Origin of the sequence: Cedecea sp. P7760 (assembly GCF_013386425.1) — a bacterium.
Lineage (GTDB): Bacteria > Pseudomonadota > Gammaproteobacteria > Enterobacterales > Enterobacteriaceae > Cedecea > Cedecea selenatireducens.
On the sequence record NZ_JACARU010000033.1, the window covers coordinates 34,312 to 60,185 of the forward strand.

A 25,874-nucleotide genomic window follows, 5' to 3' on the forward strand; every position below is an offset into this window, starting at 1 on the left:
ACGATGACTGCAAAACATGGAAGAGAAGCCTTCCGTAAAGATCAAGTAGGGCAGATATTACCTTTCTGGCGTCGGGTTACGGACTCAGCACTGGATGATTTCCTGCACCTTGTCGGATACCCGGCGGCGCTGAAACGCGCGATCGCTACAGGCCGGCTGTCTCCTAAGCCCCTTAAAGCTCCCCCGGATACGTTCTGGACCCGCTCGGTAGTGGCGTGGCATAGCTGGATGGAATCATTCCCTACTAGCTCATGTTCTCTTCCCTATGCGCTAGATTATCGGAAACCCGGAGCCAATCACTCCATGGATGCTGATTGTTTACCGGTAGCTGAGGTCGCGCAATTGATCCGTGAAGAGACTATCGATCGGTTTAACTGTGATATTTCCGATATTAATGGCCTCTCAGCTTCCAAATCGCATGACTCTGATATTGTCGACATTGATGAATTCCCGCACAAAGCCTGCGTGGAATTAGTGGAGCCGGTGTCTGCAGAGCATCTGCAGGAAAACATGCGTCACAGAGGTTTGTTTCTTGATCGAATGCGTTTCGCGGATTATCCATGGACTGAAAGACGTATTTACTGGCTAAACGAAGATGGTTCACATCATTTAGCGGCGGCACGGTATCAGGCCCGACGTCTGTGTACCCAGGTGCCACTGACAGGCACGCTGTATCGATACCATGTTAATGGCCAGATGATTGTTGCCCTGCGTAATAAATGGAATATGTTCCTGATCCCGGATAAAGATCTGTTTGGCAGCTTTTTTGATGCCATGAAGGATTTTGGGTGCCCGTTTGGTAATGGCGAGCTGCCGCACAATATGCATGACGATACGAAAATATCAGAAAAATTGTGCGTAATCTGGCTGGAACGGGGAGCGCGTAAACCGGATGCGGTTGCCCGCGTACTCACCCTTGCTGGTTTTCCTGACTTTGGCTTGCAGCTGGAGAGTCTGGCCAGAAGAACCGGAGCATTTAGTCGCTGATAAAAACAGGACTTCCGTTATGAGAGTTCTTGCCTGAGAGAGCCTGGCTGAAGTACTTTTCAACGACGGCCAGCGCATAGCTGATGTTCAACCCGGTCATGTTGGTATTGAGCGCTCTCATCATCCCGGCATTCACGTATTCCACACTTCCCTGAAGACTGCCCTTGTAAGCTTTTGACGTCACAATTGTCAGCTGAGACGGAGAGCTCAGCGCGTCCCTGCCAGCAGCCAGGTCTTTTTCCACCGCCCGCAAATACACAGGCGAAGCGGCGATCACGAACCGGTCATCTTTCCGGTCCTGCATCAATGCCTGCAGGGAACGGCACCGGCGTTGGGTCGGTGGATTTTCTGTCAGTTCAGCCCAGAGAGCCTGGTGACAAAAAGGCATCGCTGCAAACGTTGCCTCATACGGGATTATCGGGTCTGTGACATGGAGCAGGCCGAGACCGGCAGAGATAACCCAGCGCTCACACCCGGTTATGCGGGCAGTCTCTGCCGCCCTGTGCCAGTGCTGGCCGGTATACAGTTCGCCGGCGGCGATAGTCGGGTTCAGTTTAATTGCCAGCTTCAGAATCTGCTGCCAGCTTTCACATGCCGAAGCGGCGTCATCTGCGGCGGGGAAAATGGTCGTGCCGGCGGACACTGTTTTACGTCGAGTACAGGTTGTGATGAGGTGAACGCTTCCTGGTATCTGACTCATTTAAGGTTTCAGCTTTCCCCGTTCTGCCACAATTCAATGATAAGTCGCGAGGGCTCCTGCCCTTTGCGCGGTTTCCTGGTCCCCGTGAATTCGACGTCGGTCAGCGGCATATTGATGTTCGCAATATCCCCCCCGGAGAACAGATCTTCGACGATGTAATTCATCTTCTGCGTGTTCGGTACGGCCATGAACTGGTAGCCGGCTACCTCAAAAGCACTCCTGCAGTCCGGCCTGAGCCCGTATGCGGCCATCGCGCTGGCTGTCAGCTCGTCACGGGCAGCCATCAGCAGGGTGTTTATCGCCTTCAGCTCCCGATCGCAGGTGGCCATCAGCTGGCGCAGCTGCGTCAGAGGCGCGGAACCATATCCCGCGGCATCAGCCTGATCGGCGGCTGCGCTGACGGCGGCCAGGGTTCGCTTCAGGTCGGTGTCGAAATCAATGATGTGGGTGACCACGTCGGTACACTGAAATCGTTTCTTTTCTTCCGGCCCGGGCTGCCAGCGGCCCCCCAGATGGACTATCCGATGCTCCAGGCTATCGTGAAACTCTGCGTCCTTCCCGTATTGCATCGTTTTACGCCTCCTCATTCACCTGAACACCGACGGCCACGCCGGCATTCAGGCACTGGTGATACCAGCCGGCAACCTGCAGGGCATCGCCGTCCAGGTACACCCATCGCCCGCCCGCCAGCGTCAGCCGCAGGACGGTGGCGCCATTGAGGTGCACCACAAAATCGCCCCGGATAACCTCGTAGTCGTGGCCGTCCAGCGCAATCAGTACCGGGCCATTCGCGGTGCCCGGCCGCTGCGCCAGGACACTGACGGTGGTTTCGCGCCGGCGCACCATTTCGGCTTCGCGTTCGGCGGCCAGCAGCGGGGTGGCCTGGTCGCGCCCGGCCCCGGTCAGCTCGACGGCCAGCTGCAGGTTCGGGGCCCGCAGCGTGCGGAGCAGACCCGCGGCTTCCAGCCGGCGGCAGGAGGCGCGCAGGTTCGGCCCGTACACCGGGGCTTCCCCGCTCTCTTCCAGTACCCGCTCAATATCCCGGGTCGCCACCGGTCCCGGACGTTTCTCATCCAGCGCGGCCAGCACAATCAGCACCCGCCGCTGCAGCGGCGAAGGCCGACGCGCATTTTTCACATCGGTCATTACAGCTGCCTCATGGTCTGGATTTCGTCAATCATCAGCATCAGGCGCAGCCTGTCCGCATCGATGATTTCCGGGCGTGCGTTTGCCGCGACGGCCAGACTGAACCAGAGTGACAACACGGCAAAGGCCTTTGCCTGTTCGAGCTCCAGGCCAGTGCCGTCGAGGAGCTCCGTTCTGGCCAGATGTTTTCTGATTGCGGCTTCACATTCGCCCGTCAGGATGTCATAGGGGAGTGAAGTGTTCTGTTCTGGTTCCATACTGCACGCTCCATCTGATAATGTCCGGTGAAAGTAAAATCATATCATGAATGCTTTAAGCCTTTTCTGAAAAATATCATATCAGATATCATTTTCTCAATTATGATAAATATCACACTCAGTATGATTTTATGTGCAGTGCTTAATTATCAAATCGACTGCGTGCTTTCCGCCGCGCAGATCCGAAAATATGCTTACTCGGAATTCATTTGCTGCTCATTGATGACGCCCCTTGAGTGGAGTTAACATACACTTCTGAAAACCGCGTCATTTCCCGTATATCCCACAGTGTCTAAACGAAACTGAACCAGGCTAATCCATGAATCCCTCTTTGTTAACGTTCTTCACAAAACACCAGTGCCCGGACTGGAGCTGCCCCTCCTGTCATTCGGCTTCGCTGGCCATCATGCCGGATACCTTTCATTCAGAAGCAGTCCCGGAAACGGTGGTGCGCTTTCAGGAACCTGATGGTTGCCTTGAAGACATACGTCTGGTGTTCTCCTGTCTGCTGAAATGTGAACGTGCACGCTGTGGGGCGGTGGTGGCTGTCAGCGGTACGGGGGAAGTTCAGCCGGCACATGATAAGGATGAGGAGGAGGACGGAAATCCGTATTTCAGCCTCTTTCAGGCCAGAAGCTTTATACCTGCGCTTTCTGTTTTTGATCTTCCTGAGCAGTGTCCACGTAATGTCGCTGAGCCTCTGAAGGAGTCATTTGCACTGTTTCCGGGTGCCCCCGGGGCGGCGGCGAATACAATACGAATTTCGCTGGAGCAACTGATGGACGCCCTCGGCGTGCAGGAAATGCGCTCCCTTCATAATCGCATTGTGGCGTTGCCGGCAGAGTACGTGGAGCACAGGGAGGCCCTTATGGCGATAAAGTTTCTGGGTAATGCCGGTAGTCATGAGCTTGATCGCGTGACGACGCTGGACATTGAACATGCTTTCTTCATCATCGAGTTTGTGCTGCGAAAAATTTATGCGGGCTCGACTCAGTCGGTTCGCCAGCTGATTAACCGACTGACGGCTCAGTTTGATCCAAACTTCGTACCGCATAATGATGAGCGTACTGTTTAACGGACGTGCCGAAACGCCAGTGGGCACAAAGGCCACTGGCGGGAGGAGAGGGTGAATATCTGTTGACATTCACCCTCGGTTCGTGTAGCTTGCAGCTCTTACTTTAGTAGAGTAAACTTTCGGCAAATGGCGTCCACCATTTTACCGATACTCCAGAGCAGCAATCTCTTTGCTGGCGTGACCCATAGTGCCGAAACGGCAAATTTCGACACAATGAGAGTCTTCAGCCAGGGCACTACAGCCCACACCACCGCAGCAGTGAGTCCCACGTAAGCCAGCAGAAGCAGAACGCAGAGACACGAGCTCCAGTATTGTTTCTGTCCGAAGTGCCCACAGGCACTGACGGAAAGGTTTTTAGCGGTGGTGAAAATCGCCAGAACAAAAGCGATTTCAGTCTGGAATGGGAATAAAACCGTTCCCTCGGTGTCTTTCAGAAAGTCCATAAATTCTCCTATGGATGGTTGTTGTTAACACGAATGTGTTATTAGTGATCATCTTCTTGACCTCAGTTTTTTGGTAAATGGAACCCAGCGCCTCACGTATGTGAACGCTTTGGATACCGTATAGAATGTTGTCTCTCCGGGTGCTGCTATGATGTATCCATTAACTTCCTCCTGATTGCTGAACTGATTTTAAGCTTGTCACGGACGCTCCCCGAAAAAAAATCCAAAAAAATCCAGGCCGGAATGACGTTGATCATTCTGGTTGGAGTCAAAAGGATTTCAGGGATGGAGCGGGACGGAACAATGCTATGAGGTTATTTTAGCAGTTATCGAGCGATTGTCAACGCGAAATTATCCACAAATATCACTATAGCATGATATTACCAGCCTAATATTAGCAAAAAGTGCTATCCGTTGTTTGGTGCATGTCTATTTTCCTGCGTATCCGGGCAACTTGGCGAATACAATTTTACTTTTTTTGCCCCCTGCTCCCTCAGAGTACCGACACGAACGGATGTGCGGCCACGGCCTGCCGGCGTCCAGTAAGCAGCGCTTCTGCCGTTCCCGCTGACACAAGCATTTTCGTACACGTAAAAAAACAGGCCCGTAATCTGGCCTGTTTGTTCAGAGCTGTGACCTCAGGGGATAAAATCACTACAGAGCAGATGGACCTTATCCTCGCTGAGGATGCCGGACGTCATGGCCGCGAAACGGACCGGATCGCGGACGGTACCAAAACTGCCAAACTCCGCGCGGAGCTGCTGCAGCACCTCATCCGGCAGTTCACTGGCCGCCTGCAGCACCAGATCATACGTGTTACCCGTGCCGGCCGGACTGTCCAGACGTCTGCGGCTGGCGTATGGCAGGTATTTATCCAGCATTTCCTCGGCAAATTTGTAGGCAACCCCAATTTCCAGCCCCGTAGTGACAGGCTCAGCTTTCGGGTTGAGTAACAGCACGGCACCGAAACAGGCCTGATAAAAGAACTGTTCCCAGGAGTCATAGCGCCAGCCAATACACAGCCCAAAGTCGTACTTTTCTGAATACTCAGTACCTGCGGCGAAGGTAATGATACCGGTTGAGGGCATGCCTGCCCGCTCACGGTTGTGGTCGTAGAAAGCCTGACGACAGATACGGACCTCATCTGTCATTTTACCGAAGCGATTCTGTGCCTCGGTAAGCAGCAGATACAGGATCGCCTCGCGTGTATTGTTGGCCTCAAGGCACCATTCACGGGGAGACAGACACAGGGCTTCAGGGGCCTGAGCGAGGGTAGCTTTCAGCCCGGTCCGGGATGCCTCGTTTATCCCGCTGACCTCATCGATCATTCGTTCAAACAGTTTCATGACCGGAAGGTTGAGCGTCATGGACTGGGTGGCATAGCGCATTCTTCTCAGAAGCTCTCTGAAGGTACCATTTTTCAGGCTGGCTATAACGGCGCTCTCCCAGCCCGGCTCGCCTTCTGCCCATTTTATGACATCAGCGCTGTTGCTGTAGATACACAGGTAGTTGTGGACCTTAGCCGGTGCGGTTTTCAGCACGTAGTCGAGACTGTTAGGGTACATAGCGGTGTACACCGCTATGCACGCCTCCAGCTCTTCTGCCACACCATTGCTCAGCAGTTCGGTCATCAGGGTACTCATGGCGCCGTGTGGGGTAATGTATTCACGTGAACCTGCTAAGGTCAGCACCTCAATAAGCGCCTCCCGGGTCGCCGGCGATAACTGATCGCCTGTCTGCGCGACCAGTTTCTCCGCATGCTCCCGGCGCAACATGAGCTCAATCTCATTCAGCTTATGCAGACCTTCAAGCGTCCAGTAAGTAATACGCTTTTCACCCTGTCCGTTTTCAGTCGAGAACGTCCGTTTTTTCCTGGAGCGTTCAATGGCGGTTTTAACATTCATTGTAATTCCTCTTTGACTTTAAAAGTGTTAACTGAAAATAACCGTGCGCGAACGGTTTAATTTATAACTTCAAAAAAATCCCGTGAGGGATTTGTGTAGAATAGCAAAGGGAAATCGTTACGCAATAGGGCCAGAGACTTTATTTTCTTACTTTCACTCAAGATCCGAAAACTCATTGTTCCGGATCTGCCTGCCTCGCCCCGGCGCCCCGCGGCCAAGAAGCACAAGATGTAGCGGTATCATTAGCTGCCAAAGGCGCTATATGTTGTGTTATTGCCCTCCCCTGTGACCCGGCGCCCCCCGCCAGAAATGGTCGTTGCGGGGCCCGCTCTGCCGTGCCACACTTCCGGAAAGTCGTCTATACGCCGAAACTCGGATCAGCCGGAAACGGGCACCTGGTAATTTAATAACGTTGTTATTTGTCTGCTCATTATCAGGTGAGTGATTATCATTTTGCGTGATAATGCAAAAGGAAGGGATGACGTCAGGGCAGGGATGATTTCAGGGTGGGACTATTTTTATGGGAAGGATTGCAGAGGGAATACGTGGACGAACAAAAACTTTTTGATGAGCTGAATGAGAATGGCCACCGGTTCGTGTGGTATCTCTGCGAACCTGGTCTTGTACATCCGGACGGGATCTCCCCTGATACTCAGTTCATCGTTGATCTGAACGGGAAGGAACTGGCCCGCCGGTTAAACATTCATGAACAGCCAGAAGATGGCTGGCGAATCGACGCCTGGCACGCCAGAGATTTTGGGGGGCTGCCGGAAGGTGCTCTGAAGGTGGATTTGCATCTGCTGTTAACCCGGCTCCTTATCGGAGAAACGGGTTCGATGTTTTCGCGGCCCTTATTCCTGTCCGAAGAAGAGTGATCATAATGGTGGGCGGGATTTCTGTCACTAAAGGTGAGATGTAAATGGGAAGTATGAAAGAACTTTTGTATGAGCGGCAGGAAGCGGACGCATTGAAGTGGATCAACGAACATTTTCCTGATGCTGAGGAAGGAACCCCTGAATGGGAAATGGCCGCACAGAATTACAGCTGGATGATGGATGATTTAGCCGAACAGGCGGAATGGCAGTGGTTTCAGGATTCACTTAATGACCTTGACGACCGTTACATCCATGCTGCCCGTGAACTCGATGAACTGAAAGAGCTGTCTAATTCAGCGCAGGCTGACATTGTTTTCCGCATGGCTTATGCCCATACCGTAACAGTGATGGAAGCTTTTCTGATGTACTCTGCACGCGCTCTGCTTAATGACGCTGAACACCTGAACCGTTTCTATTCACGTATTGCACCCGCGTTCCCGAAACAAATAAAACAGTGCAGGTCAGTTGTACTCAGGAATTCTCAGCAGACTAAAGAAGAGCTTTCTCTCAATGATACTGATCTGCAGCGTCGTACTGCCCAGTTGTTTGTTAGTCAGCAAACTTTTCATAACTTAGATAATCTGCAGAACTATTTCTCTTCGGTCCTTGGATTGCCGTATGAGTGGCCTTTTGCCCCTCTCAAATACATTGTTGATACCCGGCAGGATTTGGTGCACCGGAACGGTGTCAGCAAATACGATGAGCAAGTACATATCGGCCGCTGGCAACTGGAACGAGCTATTCGTGATATCCGGGCATTTGTAGACGCGGTGGCTCTCACCTTGCGCCGTGAAACGGGGGCAGACGACACGCTGCCGGTTGTTCACCTCAGGGATTCTTTCTGATAACTGAGTAACAAAAGATACTGGAGATATCCTATGCTGCCAGCCCTTACCGGCAATATCGTCCCCGCTGCTGTCTCTCAGCTCCCAGTGGCCATCGACTACCCGGCTGCACTGGCCCTGCGCCAGATGGCTCTCGTTCAGGACGAACTGCCGAAATACCTGCTGGCTCCGGAAGTGAGCGCCCTGCTCCACTATGTGCCAGATCTTCACCGCAAGATGCTGCTTGCAACCCTCTGGAATACCGGCGCGCGCATTAACGAAGCCCTGGCGCTGACACGTGCTGATTTTACCCTGGCGCCGCCCTACCCTTTCGTGCAGCTGGCCACACTCAAACAACGGAATGAAAAAGCCGCCAGAACGGCCGGCCGTTTGCCCGCCGGCAGTCAGCCTCACCGGCTGGTCCCGCTTTCCGACAACCAGTACGTCAGCCAGCTGGAGATGATGGTGGCCACGCTGAAAATTCCGCTGGAGCGGCGCAATAAACGAACCGGCAGAACGGAAAAGGCGCGTATCTGGGAGATCGCAGACCGGACCGTCCGCACCTGGCTCAGCGAAGCGGTGGAGGCCGCAGCCGACGACGGGGTGACGTTCTCAGTGCCGGTGACGCCCCACACGTTCCGGCACAGCTACGCCATGCACATGCTGTACGCCGGCATTCCGTTAAAGGTGCTGCAGAGTCTGATGGGGCATAAGAGCATTAGTTCGACGGAGGTGTATACAAAGGTGTTTGCCCTCGATGTCGCCGCGCGGCATCGCGTCCAGTTCCAGATGCCGGAAACCGACGCCGTGAGCATGCTGAAAAACCTGAAGGTATAAACAGGAAACGTCAGGGAAAATAATTCCTATCTGATCTGCCCGGGCAGTGGACATTTCTTCCGACTATGCCGTTTCGTCCAGGGTGGTGAGGGTTTTCCACAGCCCTTCGGCCTCGTGAAAATCTTCGTAGCAGCGGCGCAGGCACTATATGTGGTGTCGGTCGCAGCTGACGGAGCCACGACATGTTGATTATCCACAGATTCGGGGGAGAAGTGCGGGATAACTGGACAGAATCACCGGCACGTCCAATGTGATGAGAGGGTTCCAACCATCATCAGGTCTGCAACAAACGTTGAACCCTAAATGTAGACTGGTACTAGATGAATCATGTGTAATAAATTTGGACAAACCATGAAGAATATCCTGATTTAATCTGGATAAATCAAACATCACAACCTCGCTGGATCATTGTTAAAGCAAAAGTGGCAAGTTCTATCAGTTTAGATATCTCCTTCGCGTTCTCATAACGCTTATATGTTCGTAAACTAATACCCAGTTCTTCTGCCGCTCGCTCTTGATCCCAGTTAAATCCACGTCGCCATAGGCGTAATTCAAAACCACTCATCATAACCAGCTCAAGTGACATTTTGGCACTTTTGTAGCATTTTTAAACGATTATGTATACCCTTCCCTGAAAATTCTCGGCGGGGATAGTGGCTCGGGGATTGAACTCGAGACTATCAGTTTACCAAAGTACAGAGGTCTTGATCTGTACGTATATCCGGCTTTGAATACCCAATAGATGTTTTAGGGGTATCTATTGGGTATTCATTGGGTTTATCATGGATGTACAATGGATGTATGGTGATATACTGATTTCAATTGACAACTCATCTGACCTGGGTTAGAAAGGTGTTCTATGTACATCCAAAAGGTATCCCTCGTGTATCTTAGAGAGATTCCTTGGATATTTAACAGGAGTCAGAGGGATACACTATGCCTATTATTACTAATGCTCATCCTAAGGGTGGGGCTGGAAAGACAACATCATCTGTGAATCTCATAGGTGAGATGGACTGCGATGCGCTCGATCTTGATACGCTTACAGGCCTTTCAATTATTCTGGGGTTGCGCCCTAGTAATAAACTCATTTCAGTAAAAGTTCCCAAAACTGTTGATGAGCTAATAGATATAATGACCCCATATAAAAACAGCGAAAAAATACTGTTTATCGATTGTGGTGGTTTTGACTCTGACCTTACTCGTACTGCTGTTGCGTTTGCTGATTGTGTAATTGTTCCATCCAAAGATTCTCTTACAGAACGGATCGGCCTCATGCACTTTGACGGAGTTCTCGATGAGATAAGCACTATCATGGATAAGGAGATAACTGTGCATCTTTATCTCTGCAAAGTTAATCCTAATAAAAAGAATTTCCCAAAACTTGAAGCAATTATTCCGTCTTTCAAACACATAAAACTGATGAATAGTCGAATCTCATCACGTGCTGAATTTGAGGAAGTTATTGAAAGTGGTATGGGGATCACTGAGACCGTTCATGGGCGAAGCACGGCAGGGGGAAAAGAAGTTATTGCGTTAGTGGATGAGATTAAGAGCTTACTAATGAACTCAAGTCAGTAGATATCACTTGTATACCTATTGTATACCCATGGTGTGTTTATCGTGTATTCTATGTGTATATTATGGGTACTTTATTGATACCTTTAGAGCATCCAGGAAATAATTATGAGTAAGACAAATTTTACTGAGCAGGCAGAGAAACTTAAGAGCTTGGTAGGTACTGCCCGGTTAACAACAACACCTTCAGTAGCTGTAACGAACGCTCCCTCTGATGTAAACCAAGGGGACGCCGCTGAAAGTGAAATACCAGCTGCAGCTAAGGCGCATCATGAAGTTGGCCAGCGCATCGAACCGGCCAAAACAAAAGCTAAAAACCTCAAAGCTATACCTATCTCATATTTTGATGCACATGCTGATCTTAAAGCTACAAGTAGGACCTCACTGGATTTCAGCTCATATATTATTGAAGCAATCAGAGAGAAACTTGAACGTGATGGCGCCTTAGGTTGAATGCGGTGTATTCAACGGATACACCATGAGTATTCTTTATGTATCCATGTGATATTTGATGGGTTCCTTATGAATACCTGATGTATATATTTCTTGAGGCTGAGTCAGATAGGTTTCTCAGGAAGTGTTGATAGCAGTATAAGTCTCCGAATTAACTATGAATACACCAAGGATTCCCTTTGGATATCTTTGGTATATTCGTTGTGGATCTGATGTGTATCATTTGTGTGTCTTTAGTGTACCTTTGGTATCAAGGGTATTACATTCGAGCTTTTGGAATGTCACTCCACCGAGTAGTATATGCCGGTGATAGCAACTCCCGCTTCATCTGCCAGGATTGGGCTGTTCCTCTTCCAGCAAACCAGACCTTCCCCAGTCCTGAGTGATTAATGCCATCGATGACCTTCATCAGTTGTTCTGAGTTATGATGCGGCTGTACGTCGTCAAACAGCTGTAGCTGGGCAACGCCTGCAGGTGTAAAATCGTTGAGCATAACGCCCGCTTTAGCATAGCGACGGTCATCGAGCCAAATATGCTCAAGAGCCCTTACAGCAGCGGCTATGATGTCTCTTGTGTCGCGCGTGGGGATCAGCAGCTTCTCGCTTGCAACGTTGCCGTAGTAAGTTTCATTGACGCTGAAGGGCGATGTTTTGATAAAAACAGAGATATGCCTGCAATGCTGGCGTTCTTCCCGGAGCTTCTCCGCAGCGCGCTCAGCATACTGACAAATTGCCTGGTGCATAGCGTCATACGTCGTTATCCGTTCCCCAAAACTTCTGCTGCAGACGATCTGTTGTTTCGCCGGCGGCGCGTCTTCGAGAGCAATGCAGCTTTCCCCGTTCAGTTCGCGGACAGTCCGCTCGAGAACGACAGTGAAGTTCCTGCGAACAAAGGCAAGGTTCGCGCGGGCCAGCTGCAGCGCGGTCGTTATCCCCATGACCTGCAGTTTCTTTGCGGTCCTGCTGCCGACGCCCCAGACTTCCTCGACTGGCTGAAGGCTGAGTAGCTTTTCTGTTCTTCGGGGGTTATCGCGAGTCAGGGCCAGGACCCCCTTAAACTGTGGCCATTCTTTGGAAGCCCATTGCGCTGATTTTGCTAAAGTTTTGCTTTCTCCCAGGCCAACGCCAATCGTCAGGCCCGTAGAGCGAAGAATATGCTCGCGCAGCTGCTGGCCATATTCTTCAAATGGCATGTATCGGTCGATGCCGGTGGCCTCAACAAAGCATTCGTCAATTGAGTAAGCCTCGACTCGGGAGGACATTTCTTCCAGCAGCATCATAAATCTGTGACTGAGATTCGCATATAGCGAATAATTACTTGAAAATACGTTGATTTTTTCAGTAAATACCTGTTCCCTGAGCTGAAACCACGGGGTGCCCATTCTTATGCCCAACGCCTTCGCGGGCGCGTTCCTGGCGATAACGCATCCGTCATTATTGCTGAGGCAAACTATTGGTTTTCCACGTAAATCAGGCCTGAACACCGCTTCACAGGAGGCGTAGAAGCTATTCACATCCGCGAGAGCGAACATCTCAGCCTGCATTCCGTGTTTTATGGATAAACGCAGTCACAACACCGAAGATCTGCAAATGCTCTGGCTCTGGGTACAGCGTCGGGTAGGTCGGGTTCATCGGCTGAAGGGCGATACGGGGCTTCAGCAGCAGACGTTTTACTGTAAATTCCCCGTCGATTTCGGCAATCACGATATCACCATGTAAAGCTTTTTCAGCTTTATCCACGATCATCAGGTCACCACTGTGCAGGCCAATGTCATTCATTGAATCTCCCAGGGCTCTGACGAAGTACGTGGAGCTTTTGCGGTGAATGCAATAATCGTTCAGGTCCAGTTCAGCGTCGGTGTAATCAGCAGCCGGGGACGGAAAACCTGCCTGACAATGCTCGGTAAAGAGCGGTGCGACAAAGCTGGCCGGGCTGGTAGCCGGTTTGGTTAGCTGTAACATACATACCCCATTTATACTGTGTTTATATACAGTATAACGAAAGGGAAAAGGAATTCCATCATATTTAAGTAGCTCAAAATGAGTTACTTAAGTGACTGTAAAAACACTAGTAATATTTTTGTGAGTGTTTTATTTGTCTCAATATGAGTTAAATAAGTGGCTCTTTATGATTCACAATGTATAATTATACTCAATCTGAGACAAATGAGGGGTCTGAAATGGTTAATATCTATTGTGATGATGGTTCTACAAACGTTAAGCTGGCGTGGTTTGCTGATCGCGAGCTGAAGACTTTCGTTTCTCCCAATTCTTTCCGGCATGGCTGGAAAGTCGACTTCAGCGGCGCGGTATTTAACTACCAGGTTGGTGCCGTGAAATACACCTGGGACAGTATCAGCCGGGATGCCGTCTCTACCACGAACGTGGAGTATCAATACGGCGATATGAATCTGCTGGCGGTGCATCATGCTTTGCTGAATAGCGGCCTTCAGCCCCAGGATGTCATGCTGACCGTTACGCTGCCGTTGAGTGAATACTACGATCAGGATTGTCAGAAAAATGAACTTAATATCCGGCGTAAAAAAGAAAATCTGCTGCGGGAACTGGTCCTGAACAGGGGCAGTGTGTTTACCATCAAGGATGTTGTTGTGATGCCGGAGTCTCTACCGGCGGCATTCACGCGCTTATCAGTACTCCAGCCCGGAGATGGAGAGAGTACGCTGGTTATCGATTTAGGCGGAACGACACTGGATGCCGGTGTCATTGTGGGGCAATTCTCTGATATCAGCGCGATTCACGGAAATCCGTCTATAGGCGTGTCTCAGGTTACCCGTGCTGCTCAGGCTGCGTTGCGTGTGGCAGAAAGTGAGACCAGCCCGCTGATCGCTGACAAGGTCATCCGTGGAAGAAAAGATCGTGCATTTCTGAACAGCATCATTAATGATGCATCCAGAATTGACTATGTTATTGACAAAATTGAAGAAGCAATCGTGTCTCTGAGCGCCAGAGTTATCAGCGAACTGACTCACTTCCGAAACGTAAACCGCGTCTTGTTGACCGGGGGTGGGGCTCCACTGATAGAAGAGGCGATACGTCAGGCATGGCCACTGGCGAAGGAACGCATCGAGGTAATTCATGATCCTCAGCTGGCCCTGGCGCGTGAGATTGCCCTATACCAGAAAGAGGACTGACTGTGCCTGCCGGCAAATATTCGCTCTATCTCTACAATGATGACTCCCGGGATATACAGGCCCGGGCCACCATTGAACGGGTATCACAGCCGCTGCGGGGCGAGTTTCTTCGCACTGTAGCCATATCCGGGGGCATTCTGTATCGCATCGATGTCCGGCTTCCTGCAATGCTGACATCTCTTTATCTGGAGCAGCTGTGCCCTGAAACCTTTATGGGTGTGCTTGCTCTCCTTTCCGGGAGTGAATATCTGCAGGGCAGGGGGGAAGGGAAACAGCTGCCCTGGGTACAGGGAAAATATACCGGCACACAGGAACGTCGGCGTTTCAATCTGATCCTGAACGAAGGAGAAGATGCTGACAGATTTACTGCGTTGCTGGATGACGCTTCGAGCCGGCAGCGGGGTACGTTGCTGAGAGAACTGGTTATCGCAGGTTGCGTGTTGCATGAGTTCGATAATCGTTTCCCACGACTGATATCCAGCCTTCCGGTGCCGCCGGGCACACTGGCAGAGCTGCAGGAACTGGCGGCGGAGCTGTCTGGCCATGCAATTGCCCCGAACCAGCCGATGCCTGCAGAGCCGACGCCGGTCATCAGGGATGAGGTACCGTCTTCCGGTACTGAAGTCACCCGGAATAATATGAAAAAGATGTTCTAAATACTGTGGAATGATGCTTTTACTTTCAGTTCTGGGAGTGATCCCGAACTTTATATGGCACTTTTCCTCGCTTGTCGTCACGTTGAGGCAGGTAGCATGGGCATCTATGTTGTTCCTGGGCTGCACGCTTGCGATGGAGCCAAAAACAAAACCACAGAAATAATATATTTTATCCGAGTGGATAATTTTAAGGCCCGCTTTGCGGGCCTTTTTATTGGCAAGGATGAGTAGGCTGTCGCTAGAATCGCCATATCGTATAAGGATTGATTATCGATAATTGCGCCAGAACCGTTGCGCAATTATCGGTCTGGTATATGAAATCAGCACCCGATCAAAATTTTCATTTTTTTTGCATCCCATTGACAATTCTCTCAAGCCTTATGTGGCGTGGACTTACGAAAAAAGTACTCCGCCGAACCTTATTTTACCGTCGAAATCAATACTTGTACTGAATGGAATCGTCACTAGAATAATCAACATATACCCAATATTTTGACGCGGGGCACTATATGTTGGAGACAGTGGGGCTTTCTGGAGGATAAAAAAAAGCCCGGGTGATGAGGCCAGGCTTTTTTTTCGGTAAAACGTTTGAGCGCGAACTCTTCCGTTTGACCTTCGTCGCATGTGTTTGCCAACGCTTTAAAGAGTAACAAAGGATAAGGCTGACAGACAAATTTATATCGGTCGAGTTAGCAGCAATTGAGACAACAGCCTGATTTTTTGTTGGTTTTAATTTGTAAAAAATCCATCCTCCTGGTGATGCGGGAAGATAGCCCAAACCAGTTCAATCCGCATGTGTTTGCCAACACATACGCTGCAAAGGAAAGCCCAGGGGCTTTTGCGGAAGGAGAGAACCACAGAGATAAAATGAATGTCAAACTGGACACTTCTTTTAAAACTGATGCAGCCTGTCGTGGTCATTATTGTGATCATGATGGAATACTGGAAGTCAAAGTAACTGTCTTCCGGATGTAACGTAAGGCCCGCTATGCGGGCCTTTTTCAGAGTATTACTCATCTCACCAGACTGTGTGGGGATAGCTATTGTTGTTTGCGCTAACGAGCGTTGCCACGGCCTTTGCCCGAAGGGTTACCCGTTGTGCTGGGCAAGTTACCACCGTGTAATCGCTCGATGAGGGCGTCGTTGTCATCAAGGCTTGTACGAATCTCCGCTATGCTTCCTGAATTAACCGACTCCACAAAATGAATTAGCTCAACAGAAGCTTTCGCACGAAGCGTCGGTTCTTTGGCTAACTCACCCAGGATTGTCTCAACATAGGTGAGGAATTTTGGCCAGTCATTATCTGACAGAGGTCCTTCAAATTGGCCAGAGCGTTGTTCCAGTGCCTTTTTTATATTCATGACATGCTTCCATATAGTTTAAGAACGTAACTTTCCTGAATATAAAGATTTTTTGGTGTCCGGGATAGTCGCCTGGTGCAGGCATATTATCTTCACCGTGCCTTCACGATAGCCTGGCGGTGCCGAAATAAAGGGTTCGCAAGCCGCCATCCTCACCCGTTCTCAAAATAAACGCGCATTCAGCCCGTTTATTTCTCCGCTGCGGCTTCCGGTGTCGCCCTTTATTGCGTCCCTGTTCGCCAGGCTGTTGTTTCGGCACGGCAAAGAGAGCCGGATGACCGAGGAACGCAATATGTTCAGACTGACCCGAGTTGTACTGAAAAGTGGCGAGTTTTCGCTGTTTATCAATGGCCATTACCTGGCTGGCCACGCCAGCGGCGCAGAGCAGCTGCAGGAGATGGCCGATAAATTGTCCCGATTACCGGGAGTGCAGGCGGAAGAGGTTGTGTGGCCAGAGCCCCTGGGAGATGACCAGAGCTGGGCAGATATCGGCGCCGCGGCTATTCAAAATGTCTTCCCGCGCTCAAGAGGAACTGCCGGTGACCTGGCGAGCCATCTTCTCCAGTATCCCGCAGACACGTTGTGCCTGAGCTCGCTCTGGTTTGAGGATGATTTTCTGTCCCTCGATGACACGCTGACACCCGATGAAATTGCGCAGGCGATGGATGTGGCCGATGACAGGCATGACGCCTGTATTGGACTGAACTGGGACTCTCTGCAGGCGGCCATCGATTACGTAAAAGGAGACTGAACCCAGGGTGTACGCCAGTAGCCGGCGTACACCGTTCTTCAGCTGCAGATGACATGACCCCGACTCTCTGAAGGAGGTCGGTTCCCTCCGCTATATGCCGCCTGACGGCGGCGAACTGTCCACGCCGTGCCTTCACTGTAGCCCGGCGGCGTCGTCCAAAAGGGTTCGCAAGCCGACATCCTCACCCGTTCTCGACATAAACGGCGCATTCAGCCCGTTTATGTCTGCGCTGCGGCTTCCGGTGTCGCCCTTTTTCCCTCCGCTGTTCGCCAGGCTTTAGTGGCGGCACGGCGCAACCGGCGCCGCATTCCAGAGAGGAGTAAGGTTATGTCACGTTTTATTCATGGTGATTGTGTGCAGGTCATGTCCCGTTTTCCCGCGCGGGCGATCGATTTTATTCTCACCGACCCGCCGTACCTGGTTGGCTACAAAGACCGGACTGGCCGCACGCTTGCCGGCGATAACAGCAGCGAATGGCTCCAGCCCGCCTGCAACGAGATGTACCGTGTGCTGAAAAACGACAGCCTGATGGTGAGCTTTTACGCCTGGAACCGCGCCGATCTGTTTATCAGCGCCTGGAAAGCCGCCGGGTTCCGCATTGTTGGCCATCTTGTCTTTGCCAAAACCTATGCCTCGAAATCCACGTTCGTCGGGTACACGCACGAAAGCGCCTATCTGCTGGCAAAAGGCCGCCCGCAGACGCCGGCTAACCCCATCCCGGATGTGATCCCCTGGAAATACACCGGGAATCGCCACCACCCGACAGAAAAGCCGGTCTCAAGCCTTTATCCGCTGATTGAGTCCTTTACCCGGCCAGGTGGCATCGTCCTCGACCCGTTCGCCGGCTCAGGATCAACGTGCGTCGCCGCCGCCGAAGCCGGTCGCCGCTATATCGGCATCGAGCTGATGGAACAGTACCACGCCGCCGGAGTGAGCCGGCTGGCCCAGGTACAACGGGCTATCCGGATGCCGGCAGCCAATGACCCGTCCTACTTTCCGGAGGTCGCTTGAATTACGAAGGACTGGAGACGCTGCGCGCGGACGTGGCCGCGCTTTCTAACGGGATGTGCGACCTCAGAACCACGCTTAACAGAATGGAATCGCAGTATCGCTACGATGCCGGCACCCTCGCCGAAAGACTGGCTTCCCAGACGCTGCGCCGGATCAACGGGCTGTTTCTGGAAGCCTACCGCGAAATCCTGACGCTGGATGAAACATTCCAGGACTGACTCACGACGCCGGGCGCTGCCCGGCTCAACAAAACAGAGAGAGACGAACATGTTTGGAACCCGTGAAGAATTAACCGCAGAGCTGGACAGAATGTTTACCCCGGACGAGCCGCTGGCGCTCCTCGTCTGGACGGCAGAAGCGGTACGTTTCGCCTGTGAGGAGGATAAGCCCACCGACGAAGAAACCCTGCTGCTACTGGAAACGATTGGATCAGTTGATATGGAAATTTACCGTGAGGAGGGCATTACAAACACGGGGACACGTGAGGTGCTGGGCACGCTACGGGAAAACGATAACAAGATGGTCAGTGTGCCGGCAGCAATCCTGTTGCGCCTGCTGAATAAGCTCGAGAGTGACCTTATTCATGAAGAAGGGCTGGCCTGGGAGAATGGGCATCCTGCTTCAAAGCGGCAGGTTCAGGCGATGGATGATGTTCACGCCCTGAGAGTACGGCTGGCTGCCTGATGAAAATGCCGGGGAAAATCCCGGCTTGTTACCCGCCGTGCCTTCACTATACCCCGGCTGCGAGGTCTGCAAGGGTTCGCTTCGCCGCCATCTTCACCCGTTCTCGCCATAAACGGCGCATTCAGCCCGTTTATGTCTGTGCTGCGGCTTCAGGTGTCGCCCTGGCATTCCACGCTGATCGCCGGGGTGTCGTGGCGGCACGGCGCAACCGGCGTCGCATCTCAATGAGGATTTTTATATGAGCTATACCGTCACGAATAATCAGGCAGACGTTCTGACAAATGCACAATTTCTCGATCTGTTCTGCTATGTCATGCGCGCGGCTGAAAGCCAGCTACAGCCCGACGTCTTTTCTATGCCGCAAGGGACGCCGTGCCTGGTGATTGAGGGGCAGGGCGAAACCCCAACGATTTTCTACCGGGACGGGTGGCCACTGGCCATCAGGATACCGGAGTCCGGATATTTTGCGGTGCTCAGTGGGATCAACAAACCTGTTCAATGACGCCCGACCGCAGCCCGCCGGGGCGGGCTGTTTATCCCGTTTTTCTTCGGATGTCGTTTCACTCCGCATCCACGGGCCCGGTTGCCCGGGCCGGGATAAAATCCGTGTCGCGGCGGGTAACACCGTGCCTTCACTTTAGCCGGGCCGCTCACGCTGCAAGGGTGCGCTTCGCCGCCATCCTCACCCGTTCTCACCCGGAACGGTGCATTCAGCCCGCTCCGGGCTGCGCTGCGGCTTCCGGTGTCGCCCCTGCATCCCTCGCTCGAAGCCCGTCTTTTGTGGCGGCACGGTGTCACCCAATTCCGGCGTGGCGTTGAGAGAGGAGAACAGGCATGACTACCCCTGCGGTTTACGTTGGCACATATCATAAATACAACTGCGGCAGCATTTTCGGTAAATGGATGAAGCTGACAGATTTTGACGGCCAGGACGACTTTGAAGAGGCCTGCCGGCAGTTGCACAAAGGGGAGGCTGACCCCGAGTTTATGTTCCAGGATTGTGAGGGCATTCCGTCACGGTTCTATTCGGAATCCAGCATTAACTGGCACTTCATCGAAGGGTACAAGCAGGCGGTAGACGAGGGGCAGAGCGACGCGTTTCTGGCGTGGGCGGACTATTCCGGCCGGTGTGATTATGCGGAATTTATCGGGGCTTATTACAGCGAAGCCGACAGCGAAGAAGATTTTGCAATGAGCCAGGTGGATGATCAGGGCTTACTGGACCAGGTGCCGGAGCCGCTGCGCAGCTACTTTGACTATGAGGCCTACGCCCGCGACCTGTTCAGCAGCGATTTTGTATTTCATGACGGCTTTGTCTTCAGCAACCACTGACCAGCTGGCGGGGGAAACCCCGCCCGGAGAAAACGATGAAAATTACCCCGGAAACCCGTGAAATTATCAGCCAGTACAAAGCCCGGATCAATGCACAGCGCCGGGAGCACGGCCTGAGTGCGCTTAATACCGCGCAGGTGATAGACGAAATATGTGACTATCTGCGTTACCAGCCCGCCGTGTATATCGGCGGGGCTTATCTGCGCCAGTCCGGACGTGAGTGACAGCCGGCAGGCGGTGGATGCCTGCGCCTGCGGCGCCGCATTCCCGGTCGCCGCCTGGATGTACTGTCCGGCGCACCTGCCAGTAACGGAAATATCGCTGACGCTGGCCTGAATATGTCGGATACTGGCGGCCAGTAAAGGTGAAATCAGCCCACTGCCGGATAGCTCGTTGGTGGCCGAAAATTCAGGAGAATCAGTATGTCAGAGTTCAACATCGCCAGGTTTTCGAAAGAAGATCAGGACAAAGTGAACGTTGACCTTGCCGCGTCGGGCGTCGCGTACAAAGAGCGAATGAACCAGCCGGTGGTATCGGAAATAGTAAAGCGTGAGCAGCCGGAGCAGCTTCGGCAGTATTTTGACGAAAGGCTTAAGCATTATCGTAAGGTGGCCACGCAGCTGCCGAACGGAAACGATCCAAAATACGCGCTGATGGCCGAAGCCAACAAAAAATAGTGACAAAATGGCACTTTCTCAGATGTCCGGTGGCTGATTTATTGCGCGACTCCGGGCGTCCGGGCGGGCTGTCATGCTACGCACAGAGCCAGCAAGCTGTCTCTGCCCGGGCCCAAAAAGACGGGCCAGCGGGTTTCCATCCCATGACGCAACACCAACCCCGCTTGCAGCAGCCGTTCCGGCTGCGCCGCTCAGTCGCGCCGTGAACGTCGCTCCCTGCATCCTGCCGGTAAACACAACGGCCACCGGCAGGACGTAAGGGGCAACGTCGTTTCGCCGCGGCTCGTCGCCGTTGCGGCGGTGGCCTGCCCTTTACCTCCGGTGTTATCCCCCCTTTAAGCCCCTCTCGCCTGGGCTGAGACAAGCACAAACCGTCTGGCTGTCCAGGTACTGCTGAAGCACGGCCGCAAAAACTTTTTGCCTGGAAACACAAAAACTTTTCACGTCCGCCCTGGTCATCTGCGCCGGCCCGTGCTCGTTGACGCCCTTGCGGCGAAGGTTCTCAAACGGGTGATGGTTCACAGCCCGGTTAAACCGGCTGCCCTCCGCAAAACGTCAACACCGCGGCTCCCGTAACTCAACGGGTGATGTTCTTTAAAAACTGGAGAGAGAAGCATGCACGAACAGCACTTACGCACGTACCAGGTGGCTTTCAATGGCCGGGGTGAGAAGTGCGACATTCCGCTGCATACGCGGGTGAAAGCCGTCACCGCAAAAGGAGCCATCAGGGCGTTTAAAGAGATGTACAAGCCTGTCGCCGGGAGTCTGCTGGGTGATCCCAAAGACATTACCGAACAGGTGCTGAGAGAAGAAAGAGAGGCGCAAGGCACCGCGCAGAAATGAAAAAAGCAGGGGAAACCCCTGCTTGTTCCATACCGTCATCCCCCACGGATTGAACGGCTTCATTAACAGCCCAAAGGAGTTAACGAAATGACATTAGCGATTCTTCCATCTTCCAACGCCACTGTAAACCCTGCTCACCATGCCATCAGCGAGGAAGTTCACGCGCAGAACAGGGCGGGCGACATTATCCCGTCCGTTCCGGTCGAGCGTATCGTCGCGCTGCGTGAAAGCGGCGTGGATGACTTTATGAAGGGGATTGCCCTGCTGCAGGCCGCACAGAAAAAATTTATGGAGGCCGCCGGTCGCGACTGGTTTTCCGGTATGGGCAACATCGTCCAGACAGCGCTGGCAGGCTCTGCCGGTGAAAAAGAGGCCGGGCATGCCCGACGGCAGGTCTGCAGCGCCGCTGACCGCGATATCTGGGTGAAGCTGATGCGTGATACCGGCATGTTTACCCTGATGAGCGGGAAGCAGCGAACGCAATGGGATAACGAGTTATACAGCGAAAATTGCCCCGAACTGACGCTGGATAACGTCCTGGCGACGTTCCGCGAGCTGAACGCCTCCAAAGACAAAACCTTTGAGCTGGGCGTGATTGACGTCTTCCGGTCGCTGTCCTGGGATTACAAGACCAATAACCCGCGCTATCTGGGTAAACGCATCATCATCAATGGCGTTGTGTCAGATTTTCAGGGGAAACACTTTTCTGTCCGAACTGACGGCCAGGATAAGATAAACGACCTGGCCCGTCCGTTCTGGGTGCTCGATAACAAACCGGTGCCGGACTTTCGTGTCTCCGAGGGCGCTAACCTGAGCGAGTTCATTCAGCAGGGCGGGAGTGACAGCCTGGGAGAGGTACTGACCTGTGAATACTTCACGATCCGGGCTTTCAAGAAAGGTTCGGCGCACATCACTTTCACGCGCCCGGAGCTGGTAGACCAGGTGAACGATATTATCGCCCGGCATTATCCGGGGGCGCTGCCGGCTGCCTGACATGCCCGCGCGGGGGGAAACCCCCGCCGTTGTCTGCCCGCGCGTAAAACCCCTGCCTGCGGCACAGGGCGGGGCCGCGCTGACGCGCCGCCGCCGCCCCTGTCCGGAGGGATGCCATTTTTCTGCCGTAAATTTCCCGGGTTGTTTTCATTCTGCGTTTTCTTCTTTCTGCTGTCTGTCCGGTGTGCTTCGGGTGTGTGACTCCGGGCGTCCGGGCGGGCTGTCATGCTTCGCACAGAGCCAGCACGCTGTCTCTGCCCGGTCCCTCCGGGACAGCGGGTTTCCATCCCATGACGCGAGGTCAACTGCTGGCTTGCAGCAGCCGTTCCGGCTGCGCCGCCCTGTCGCGCCGGGGACGTCGCTCCCTGCATCCCGCCGGCAAACAACAACGGCCGCCGGCAGGACGTAAGGGGCAACGATGCTTCGCCGCGGCGCTTCATCGTTGCGGTTGTGCCCAGCTCATCCTGTCAGAACACTCCCACTAAGTCCCATCGCCGGGGCTGAAGAAAACACAACCCGTGTCGCCCGTCCAGGGTGAAATGCACGCCGCGAGCGGCGCCCTGGACAGTCGCCCCGTGCCGTGTTTTGTACGCCCTTGCGGCGAAGGAACTCAGCGGGAGATGTGACACCTGCGGATTACCGGAGCTGCTCACAACGGAACGTCAACACCGCGGCTCCAGAATCTTGCAGAAGATATGGGCTGAAAACCGGAATGGGGGAAAACGAAGTGAGTAATAACACGCTGACGCTTATCAGGCTGATTGATATCGAGACAGCCTTACGGGAGCACCTGCATGAGTCATCCGTGGGGGTACCCGGTACCGCAAGCTGGAAAATCACCTGGTCTGTTGTACTGGAAGTGAAGGGGTTTTTCCGCAACTGCGCAATCAGGACGGCCTCACATCTGGAGCTGGTTGACGATATCGAGCGCCTGGTTCGCACCATCGATGACTGGGTATGGATAGTTCATTTTGTCCCGCGATTGCCGGGAATTTACTTAAGGAGTGAAGGGATGGCTGAAGCAGTCATGAAGGCGAGATTACCGGAGGGGGAATTTACCCGTAAACAGGCTGAGGCGGTTGCAGCGCAGTACGGCAATGTGGCTATCGAGGATGACCAGGGCACTCATTTCCGGCTGGTCGTGCGGGATGCCGGAGGACAACTTATCTGGCGCAACTGGAATTATGAAGCAGATGCCGGGGTGTGGATGAACCGCTACATCGATACCAACGGTCAGGTTATTTCACAGTAAGAAGGTGCCCTGTCGGAGCAGCAACTCCGCAGGGCGCAGACAATCATCAATCTCAGAGGAGTATCAACTATGTCAGTAGCCGAGTCTAAAGCAAAAGGCATCAAAAAAGCCAGCAGCGCCGAAACCGCTGCCGTGAAAGCCGCGCTTGAAAGCGCACAGATGGAATTTATTCCGCTGACCGATCTCGTTATCTCCCCGCTGAACGTGCGCAGCGTCCCGTACCCGGAGGCCAGTGTGCGCAGCCTGGCAGAAACCATCAAAGCGGCAGGTCTGCTGCAGAATCTGGTGGTTCACTCTATGCCTGGCGGTCAGTCAGGTGTCGCAGCCGGAGGCCGTCGCCTGACCGCGCTGAACCTGCTGCGTACTGAGAACAGCCTCCCGGAAGATTACCGGGTTGCCGTGAAGCGCGTCCCGGAAGAACTGGCGACGGTTGTCTCTTTCATTGAGAACTCCGAGCATCTGGACATGCACCCGTCCGAGCAGATCGTGGCGTTCCGTGACATGGCGGCGAACGGCATGACTGCTTCTCAAATCGGAGCCACGCTCGGATTTGGTCACCGCCACGTTCAGCGCATGCTGAAGCTCGCTAACCTGGCCCCGGAACTGGTCGGGATGCTGGCTGCCGACAAGCTTAGCGTTGAACAGTGTCAGGTGCTGAGTCTCGAGGATGACCAGACTCGTCAGGTGGCGGTGTACACCAGTGTGAAAAATCGCTGGTCAGACGCTCCAGCTTACCAGTTGAAAAGAGAGATTACCGAAACCGAAATCAACGTGAAGTCACCTCTCTTCATGTTTGTCGGACGTGAAGTTTACGAGGCCGCCGGGGGCATTGTGCGTGAAGATTTGTTCTCCCAGCAGGAAGGGGAAGGGACCGCGGAGAAAGCGCTGGTTGAGCGGCTGGCGCAGGAAAAGACCGAACAACTCGCGGATGAGTACCAGGCGCAGGGCTGGGCGTGGTCCCTGGTGCGTAATACCCAGGTTGTCAGGCATGGCGAAGACGGAAAGCTGTATACCATTCTGCCGGAGCCGGATGCCACCTACACCGACGAGGAAGATGCCCGTCTGGATGTACTGAATGAAAAGCTTGAGAGCACGGATAACCACGACGATGAAAACGCCCTGCAGCAGGAACTTGAAGACATTATTGCGGCGGCTGAGTACCGCGCCTGGACGCCGGAACTTCGGGCCTCCAGCGGCGTTGTAGTCTGCTTCGACCATAACGGGCTGAATATTCAGTACGGGATTCAGCGTAAAGCCGATTTACCAGAATCCGAGCAGCAAAAAAGTAAAAACGGTGTCACTGATTTTACAAGCCGCACCCCGGACGCTGCCGAAGGGATCAGTCTGCCGATGCTGACGAAAATGTCCTCAGAACGCACCCTGGCGGTTCAGGCGGCGCTGATGCAACAGCCCCAAAAAGCGGTGGCGCTGATGGTGTGGCGTCTGTGCACAACGGTGTTCGCCTACGTCACCACCACGCCTCATCCATTCCGCTTGCAGGTGACCGTATCCCACAGTTCCCTGACGGGAAATGCGCCATCCGGCAAGGAAGGCAAAGCCTGGCTGGCACTGATGGCAGAAAAATCGCGTCTTGCGGCACTGCTGCCGGAAGGCTGGGAGAAAGATTTCACCACCTTCTTTGCACTCGATGGCGACGTACTGATGTCCCTGATGGCCTTCTGCACGGCCTGTTCGGTGGACGGGGTACAAACACGCAATATGGGGCATACCTCCCGCAGCGACCTCGACACACTGGAAACGGCAATCGGCTTCCATATGCGCGACTGGTGGCAACCGACAAAAGCGAACTTCCTGGGTGACCTGAAGCATGCGCAAATCGTCGAGGCGCTCAATGAAGCCGGACATACAGGGGCGGCACTGGATGCCGCGAAAATGAAGCGAGGGGATGCTGCAGATCATGCCGAGTCCTGGATGAAGAACGATCGCTGGGTTCCGACCTGGATGCAAGCCCCCGTCAAACCAGGCAGTGAAACGGCTGTCACGCCGGAGGCTGAGGCCGAAGTGATCGAAACCCCGACTGAAACCCAGACCCCGGCGCAAGCTGCCTGATAACGGAGACGCCG

The 25,874-nt window shown here is 53.3% G+C and carries 32 protein-coding genes; 22 read left to right on the forward strand and 10 right to left on the reverse strand.

Annotated elements, in window-relative coordinates; genetic code table 11:
- Positions 1-3: 3 nt before the first annotated feature.
- The gene (locus HX778_RS25140) at positions 4-987 is read left to right on the forward strand and encodes a DUF6685 family protein (RefSeq protein WP_255483394.1); all 984 of its coding nucleotides are present in this window, start codon (positions 4-6) and stop codon (positions 985-987) included.
- Here the strand turns inward: HX778_RS25140 and HX778_RS13230 are convergent.
- Genes HX778_RS13230 through HX778_RS13245 form a run of 4 tightly spaced genes read right to left on the reverse strand, consistent with a single transcriptional unit; the run spans position 977 to position 3,090 of the window.
- The gene (locus tag HX778_RS13230; protein WP_176982253.1) at positions 977-1,687 is read right to left on the reverse strand and encodes a DUF6884 domain-containing protein; all 711 of its coding nucleotides are present in this window, start codon (positions 1,685-1,687) and stop codon (positions 977-979) included. The genes HX778_RS25140 and HX778_RS13230 overlap by 11 nt on opposite strands.
- Positions 1,688-1,695: 8 nt before the next feature.
- Positions 1,696-2,256 (reverse strand): hypothetical protein, encoded by a 561-nt coding sequence (locus HX778_RS13235; protein ID WP_176982254.1) that lies wholly within the window; start codon positions 2,254-2,256, stop codon positions 1,696-1,698.
- Between the two features lie 4 nt (positions 2,257-2,260).
- Complete coding sequence (locus HX778_RS13240) at positions 2,261-2,833, reverse strand: hypothetical protein (RefSeq protein WP_218167130.1); 573 nt, start codon at positions 2,831-2,833, stop codon at positions 2,261-2,263.
- A complete protein-coding gene (locus HX778_RS13245; RefSeq protein WP_176982255.1) occupies positions 2,833-3,090 on the reverse strand; it encodes a hypothetical protein in 258 nt (85 codons plus the stop codon). Before HX778_RS13245 ends, HX778_RS13240 begins: the two co-directional genes overlap by 1 nt.
- Positions 3,091-3,409: 319 nt before the next feature.
- Here HX778_RS13245 and HX778_RS13250 point away from each other — a divergent pair, with 319 nt between their 5' ends.
- A complete protein-coding gene (locus HX778_RS13250; protein ID WP_176982256.1) occupies positions 3,410-4,165 on the forward strand; it encodes a DUF4145 domain-containing protein in 756 nt (251 codons plus the stop codon).
- Positions 4,166-4,263: 98 nt separating this feature from the next.
- On the opposite strand, the gene HX778_RS13255 is transcribed toward HX778_RS13250, so the two are convergent.
- Together HX778_RS13255 and HX778_RS13260 are read right to left on the reverse strand one after the other, a co-directional pair.
- Positions 4,264-4,608, reverse strand: a complete 345-nt coding sequence (locus HX778_RS13255) for an abortive infection protein (RefSeq protein ID WP_176982257.1) — start codon at positions 4,606-4,608, stop codon at positions 4,264-4,266.
- 638 nt (positions 4,609-5,246) lie between these two features.
- The gene (locus tag HX778_RS13260) at positions 5,247-6,512 is read right to left on the reverse strand and encodes a hypothetical protein (RefSeq protein WP_176982258.1); all 1,266 of its coding nucleotides are present in this window, start codon (positions 6,510-6,512) and stop codon (positions 5,247-5,249) included.
- Positions 6,513-7,057: 545 nt separating this feature from the next.
- On the opposite strand from HX778_RS13260, the gene HX778_RS13265 reads away from it, so the two are divergent.
- From HX778_RS13265 to HX778_RS13275, 3 genes are read left to right on the forward strand one after another with little or no spacing between them, the layout of a single operon-like run.
- On the forward strand, positions 7,058-7,387 hold the full coding sequence (locus HX778_RS13265; RefSeq protein WP_176982259.1) for a hypothetical protein: 330 nt from the start codon (positions 7,058-7,060) through the stop codon (positions 7,385-7,387).
- A 44-nt stretch (positions 7,388-7,431) separates the two neighbouring features.
- On the forward strand, positions 7,432-8,232 hold the full coding sequence (locus tag HX778_RS13270; RefSeq protein ID WP_176982260.1) for a hypothetical protein: 801 nt from the start codon (positions 7,432-7,434) through the stop codon (positions 8,230-8,232).
- 33 nt (positions 8,233-8,265) lie between these two features.
- Positions 8,266-9,048, forward strand: coding sequence for a site-specific integrase (locus tag HX778_RS13275; protein WP_176982261.1), 783 nt, complete (start codon positions 8,266-8,268; stop codon positions 9,046-9,048).
- Positions 9,049-9,430: 382 nt separating this feature from the next.
- On the opposite strand, the gene HX778_RS13280 is transcribed toward HX778_RS13275, so the two are convergent.
- A complete protein-coding gene (locus HX778_RS13280) occupies positions 9,431-9,634 on the reverse strand; it encodes a helix-turn-helix transcriptional regulator (protein ID WP_255483395.1) in 204 nt (67 codons plus the stop codon).
- A 350-nt stretch (positions 9,635-9,984) separates the two neighbouring features.
- On the opposite strand from HX778_RS13280, the gene HX778_RS13285 reads away from it, so the two are divergent.
- Together HX778_RS13285 and HX778_RS13290 are read left to right on the forward strand one after the other, a co-directional pair.
- Positions 9,985-10,629, forward strand: coding sequence for a ParA family protein (locus HX778_RS13285; protein WP_176982262.1), 645 nt, complete (start codon positions 9,985-9,987; stop codon positions 10,627-10,629).
- Between the two features lie 105 nt (positions 10,630-10,734).
- On the forward strand, positions 10,735-11,079 hold the full coding sequence (locus tag HX778_RS13290; protein ID WP_176982263.1) for a molecular chaperone GroEL: 345 nt from the start codon (positions 10,735-10,737) through the stop codon (positions 11,077-11,079).
- 259 nt (positions 11,080-11,338) lie between these two features.
- Here the strand turns inward: HX778_RS13290 and umuC are convergent, their stop codons facing one another.
- The gene (gene umuC, locus HX778_RS13295) at positions 11,339-12,610 is read right to left on the reverse strand and encodes a translesion error-prone DNA polymerase V subunit UmuC (protein WP_176982264.1); all 1,272 of its coding nucleotides are present in this window, start codon (positions 12,608-12,610) and stop codon (positions 11,339-11,341) included.
- A gap of 1 nt (position 12,611) precedes the next feature.
- A complete protein-coding gene (gene umuD / locus HX778_RS13300; protein ID WP_176982265.1) occupies positions 12,612-13,040 on the reverse strand; it encodes a translesion error-prone DNA polymerase V autoproteolytic subunit in 429 nt (142 codons plus the stop codon).
- Between the two features lie 218 nt (positions 13,041-13,258).
- Here umuD and parM point away from each other — a divergent pair, with 218 nt between their 5' ends.
- The 3 genes from parM (at position 13,259) to HX778_RS13315 (ending at position 15,861) form a co-directional block, all read left to right on the forward strand.
- The gene (gene parM, locus HX778_RS13305; RefSeq protein WP_176982266.1) at positions 13,259-14,230 is read left to right on the forward strand and encodes a plasmid segregation protein ParM domain-containing protein; all 972 of its coding nucleotides are present in this window, start codon (positions 13,259-13,261) and stop codon (positions 14,228-14,230) included.
- A 2-nt stretch (positions 14,231-14,232) separates the two neighbouring features.
- Complete coding sequence (locus tag HX778_RS13310; protein ID WP_176982267.1) at positions 14,233-14,886, forward strand: plasmid partitioning/stability family protein; 654 nt, start codon at positions 14,233-14,235, stop codon at positions 14,884-14,886.
- Between the two features lie 699 nt (positions 14,887-15,585).
- Positions 15,586-15,861 carry a hypothetical protein gene (locus HX778_RS13315; RefSeq protein WP_176982268.1) on the forward strand — a complete coding sequence of 92 codons (276 nt, stop codon included), beginning with the start codon at positions 15,586-15,588 and terminating at the stop codon, positions 15,859-15,861.
- 80 nt (positions 15,862-15,941) lie between these two features.
- On the opposite strand, the gene HX778_RS13320 is transcribed toward HX778_RS13315, so the two are convergent.
- Positions 15,942-16,247, reverse strand: a complete 306-nt coding sequence (locus HX778_RS13320) for a hypothetical protein (protein ID WP_176982219.1) — start codon at positions 16,245-16,247, stop codon at positions 15,942-15,944.
- A 292-nt stretch (positions 16,248-16,539) separates the two neighbouring features.
- Here HX778_RS13320 and HX778_RS25145 point away from each other — a divergent pair, with 292 nt between their 5' ends.
- The 12 genes from HX778_RS25145 (at position 16,540) to HX778_RS13380 (ending at position 25,860) form a co-directional block, all read left to right on the forward strand.
- Positions 16,540-16,998, forward strand: a complete 459-nt coding sequence (locus HX778_RS25145; RefSeq protein WP_255483396.1) for a hypothetical protein — start codon at positions 16,540-16,542, stop codon at positions 16,996-16,998.
- A 327-nt stretch (positions 16,999-17,325) separates the two neighbouring features.
- On the forward strand, positions 17,326-18,009 hold the full coding sequence (locus HX778_RS13330) for a DNA methylase (RefSeq protein ID WP_176982269.1): 684 nt from the start codon (positions 17,326-17,328) through the stop codon (positions 18,007-18,009).
- Positions 18,006-18,227 carry a hypothetical protein gene (locus HX778_RS13335; protein ID WP_176982270.1) on the forward strand — a complete coding sequence of 74 codons (222 nt, stop codon included), beginning with the start codon at positions 18,006-18,008 and terminating at the stop codon, positions 18,225-18,227. The genes HX778_RS13330 and HX778_RS13335 overlap by 4 nt, the downstream gene beginning before the upstream one ends.
- 49 nt (positions 18,228-18,276) lie before the next feature.
- Positions 18,277-18,693, forward strand: coding sequence for a DUF1380 family protein (locus tag HX778_RS13340; protein ID WP_176982271.1), 417 nt, complete (start codon positions 18,277-18,279; stop codon positions 18,691-18,693).
- Between the two features lie 238 nt (positions 18,694-18,931).
- Entirely contained in the window at positions 18,932-19,195 is a 264-nt protein-coding gene (locus tag HX778_RS13345; RefSeq protein WP_176982272.1) for a hypothetical protein, read from the forward strand.
- A gap of 332 nt (positions 19,196-19,527) precedes the next feature.
- On the forward strand, positions 19,528-20,025 hold the full coding sequence (locus HX778_RS13350) for an antirestriction protein ArdA (RefSeq protein ID WP_176982273.1): 498 nt from the start codon (positions 19,528-19,530) through the stop codon (positions 20,023-20,025).
- A gap of 35 nt (positions 20,026-20,060) precedes the next feature.
- Positions 20,061-20,249: a hypothetical protein gene (locus HX778_RS13355; RefSeq protein WP_176982274.1), complete on the forward strand. Its 189-nt coding sequence runs from the start codon at positions 20,061-20,063 to the stop codon at positions 20,247-20,249.
- Positions 20,250-20,447: 198 nt separating this feature from the next.
- Entirely contained in the window at positions 20,448-20,702 is a 255-nt protein-coding gene (locus HX778_RS13360; protein ID WP_176982275.1) for a DNA polymerase III subunit theta, read from the forward strand.
- 615 nt (positions 20,703-21,317) lie between these two features.
- Positions 21,318-21,545 (forward strand): hypothetical protein, encoded by a 228-nt coding sequence (locus HX778_RS13365; protein WP_176982276.1) that lies wholly within the window; start codon positions 21,318-21,320, stop codon positions 21,543-21,545.
- A gap of 87 nt (positions 21,546-21,632) precedes the next feature.
- The gene (locus tag HX778_RS13370; RefSeq protein WP_176982277.1) at positions 21,633-22,538 is read left to right on the forward strand and encodes a DUF4942 domain-containing protein; all 906 of its coding nucleotides are present in this window, start codon (positions 21,633-21,635) and stop codon (positions 22,536-22,538) included.
- Between the two features lie 1,012 nt (positions 22,539-23,550).
- A complete protein-coding gene (locus tag HX778_RS13375; RefSeq protein ID WP_176982312.1) occupies positions 23,551-23,790 on the forward strand; it encodes a DUF905 family protein in 240 nt (79 codons plus the stop codon).
- Positions 23,791-23,859: 69 nt separating this feature from the next.
- The gene (locus HX778_RS13380; RefSeq protein ID WP_176982278.1) at positions 23,860-25,860 is read left to right on the forward strand and encodes a ParB/RepB/Spo0J family partition protein; all 2,001 of its coding nucleotides are present in this window, start codon (positions 23,860-23,862) and stop codon (positions 25,858-25,860) included.
- Positions 25,861-25,874: the final 14 nt, after the last annotated feature.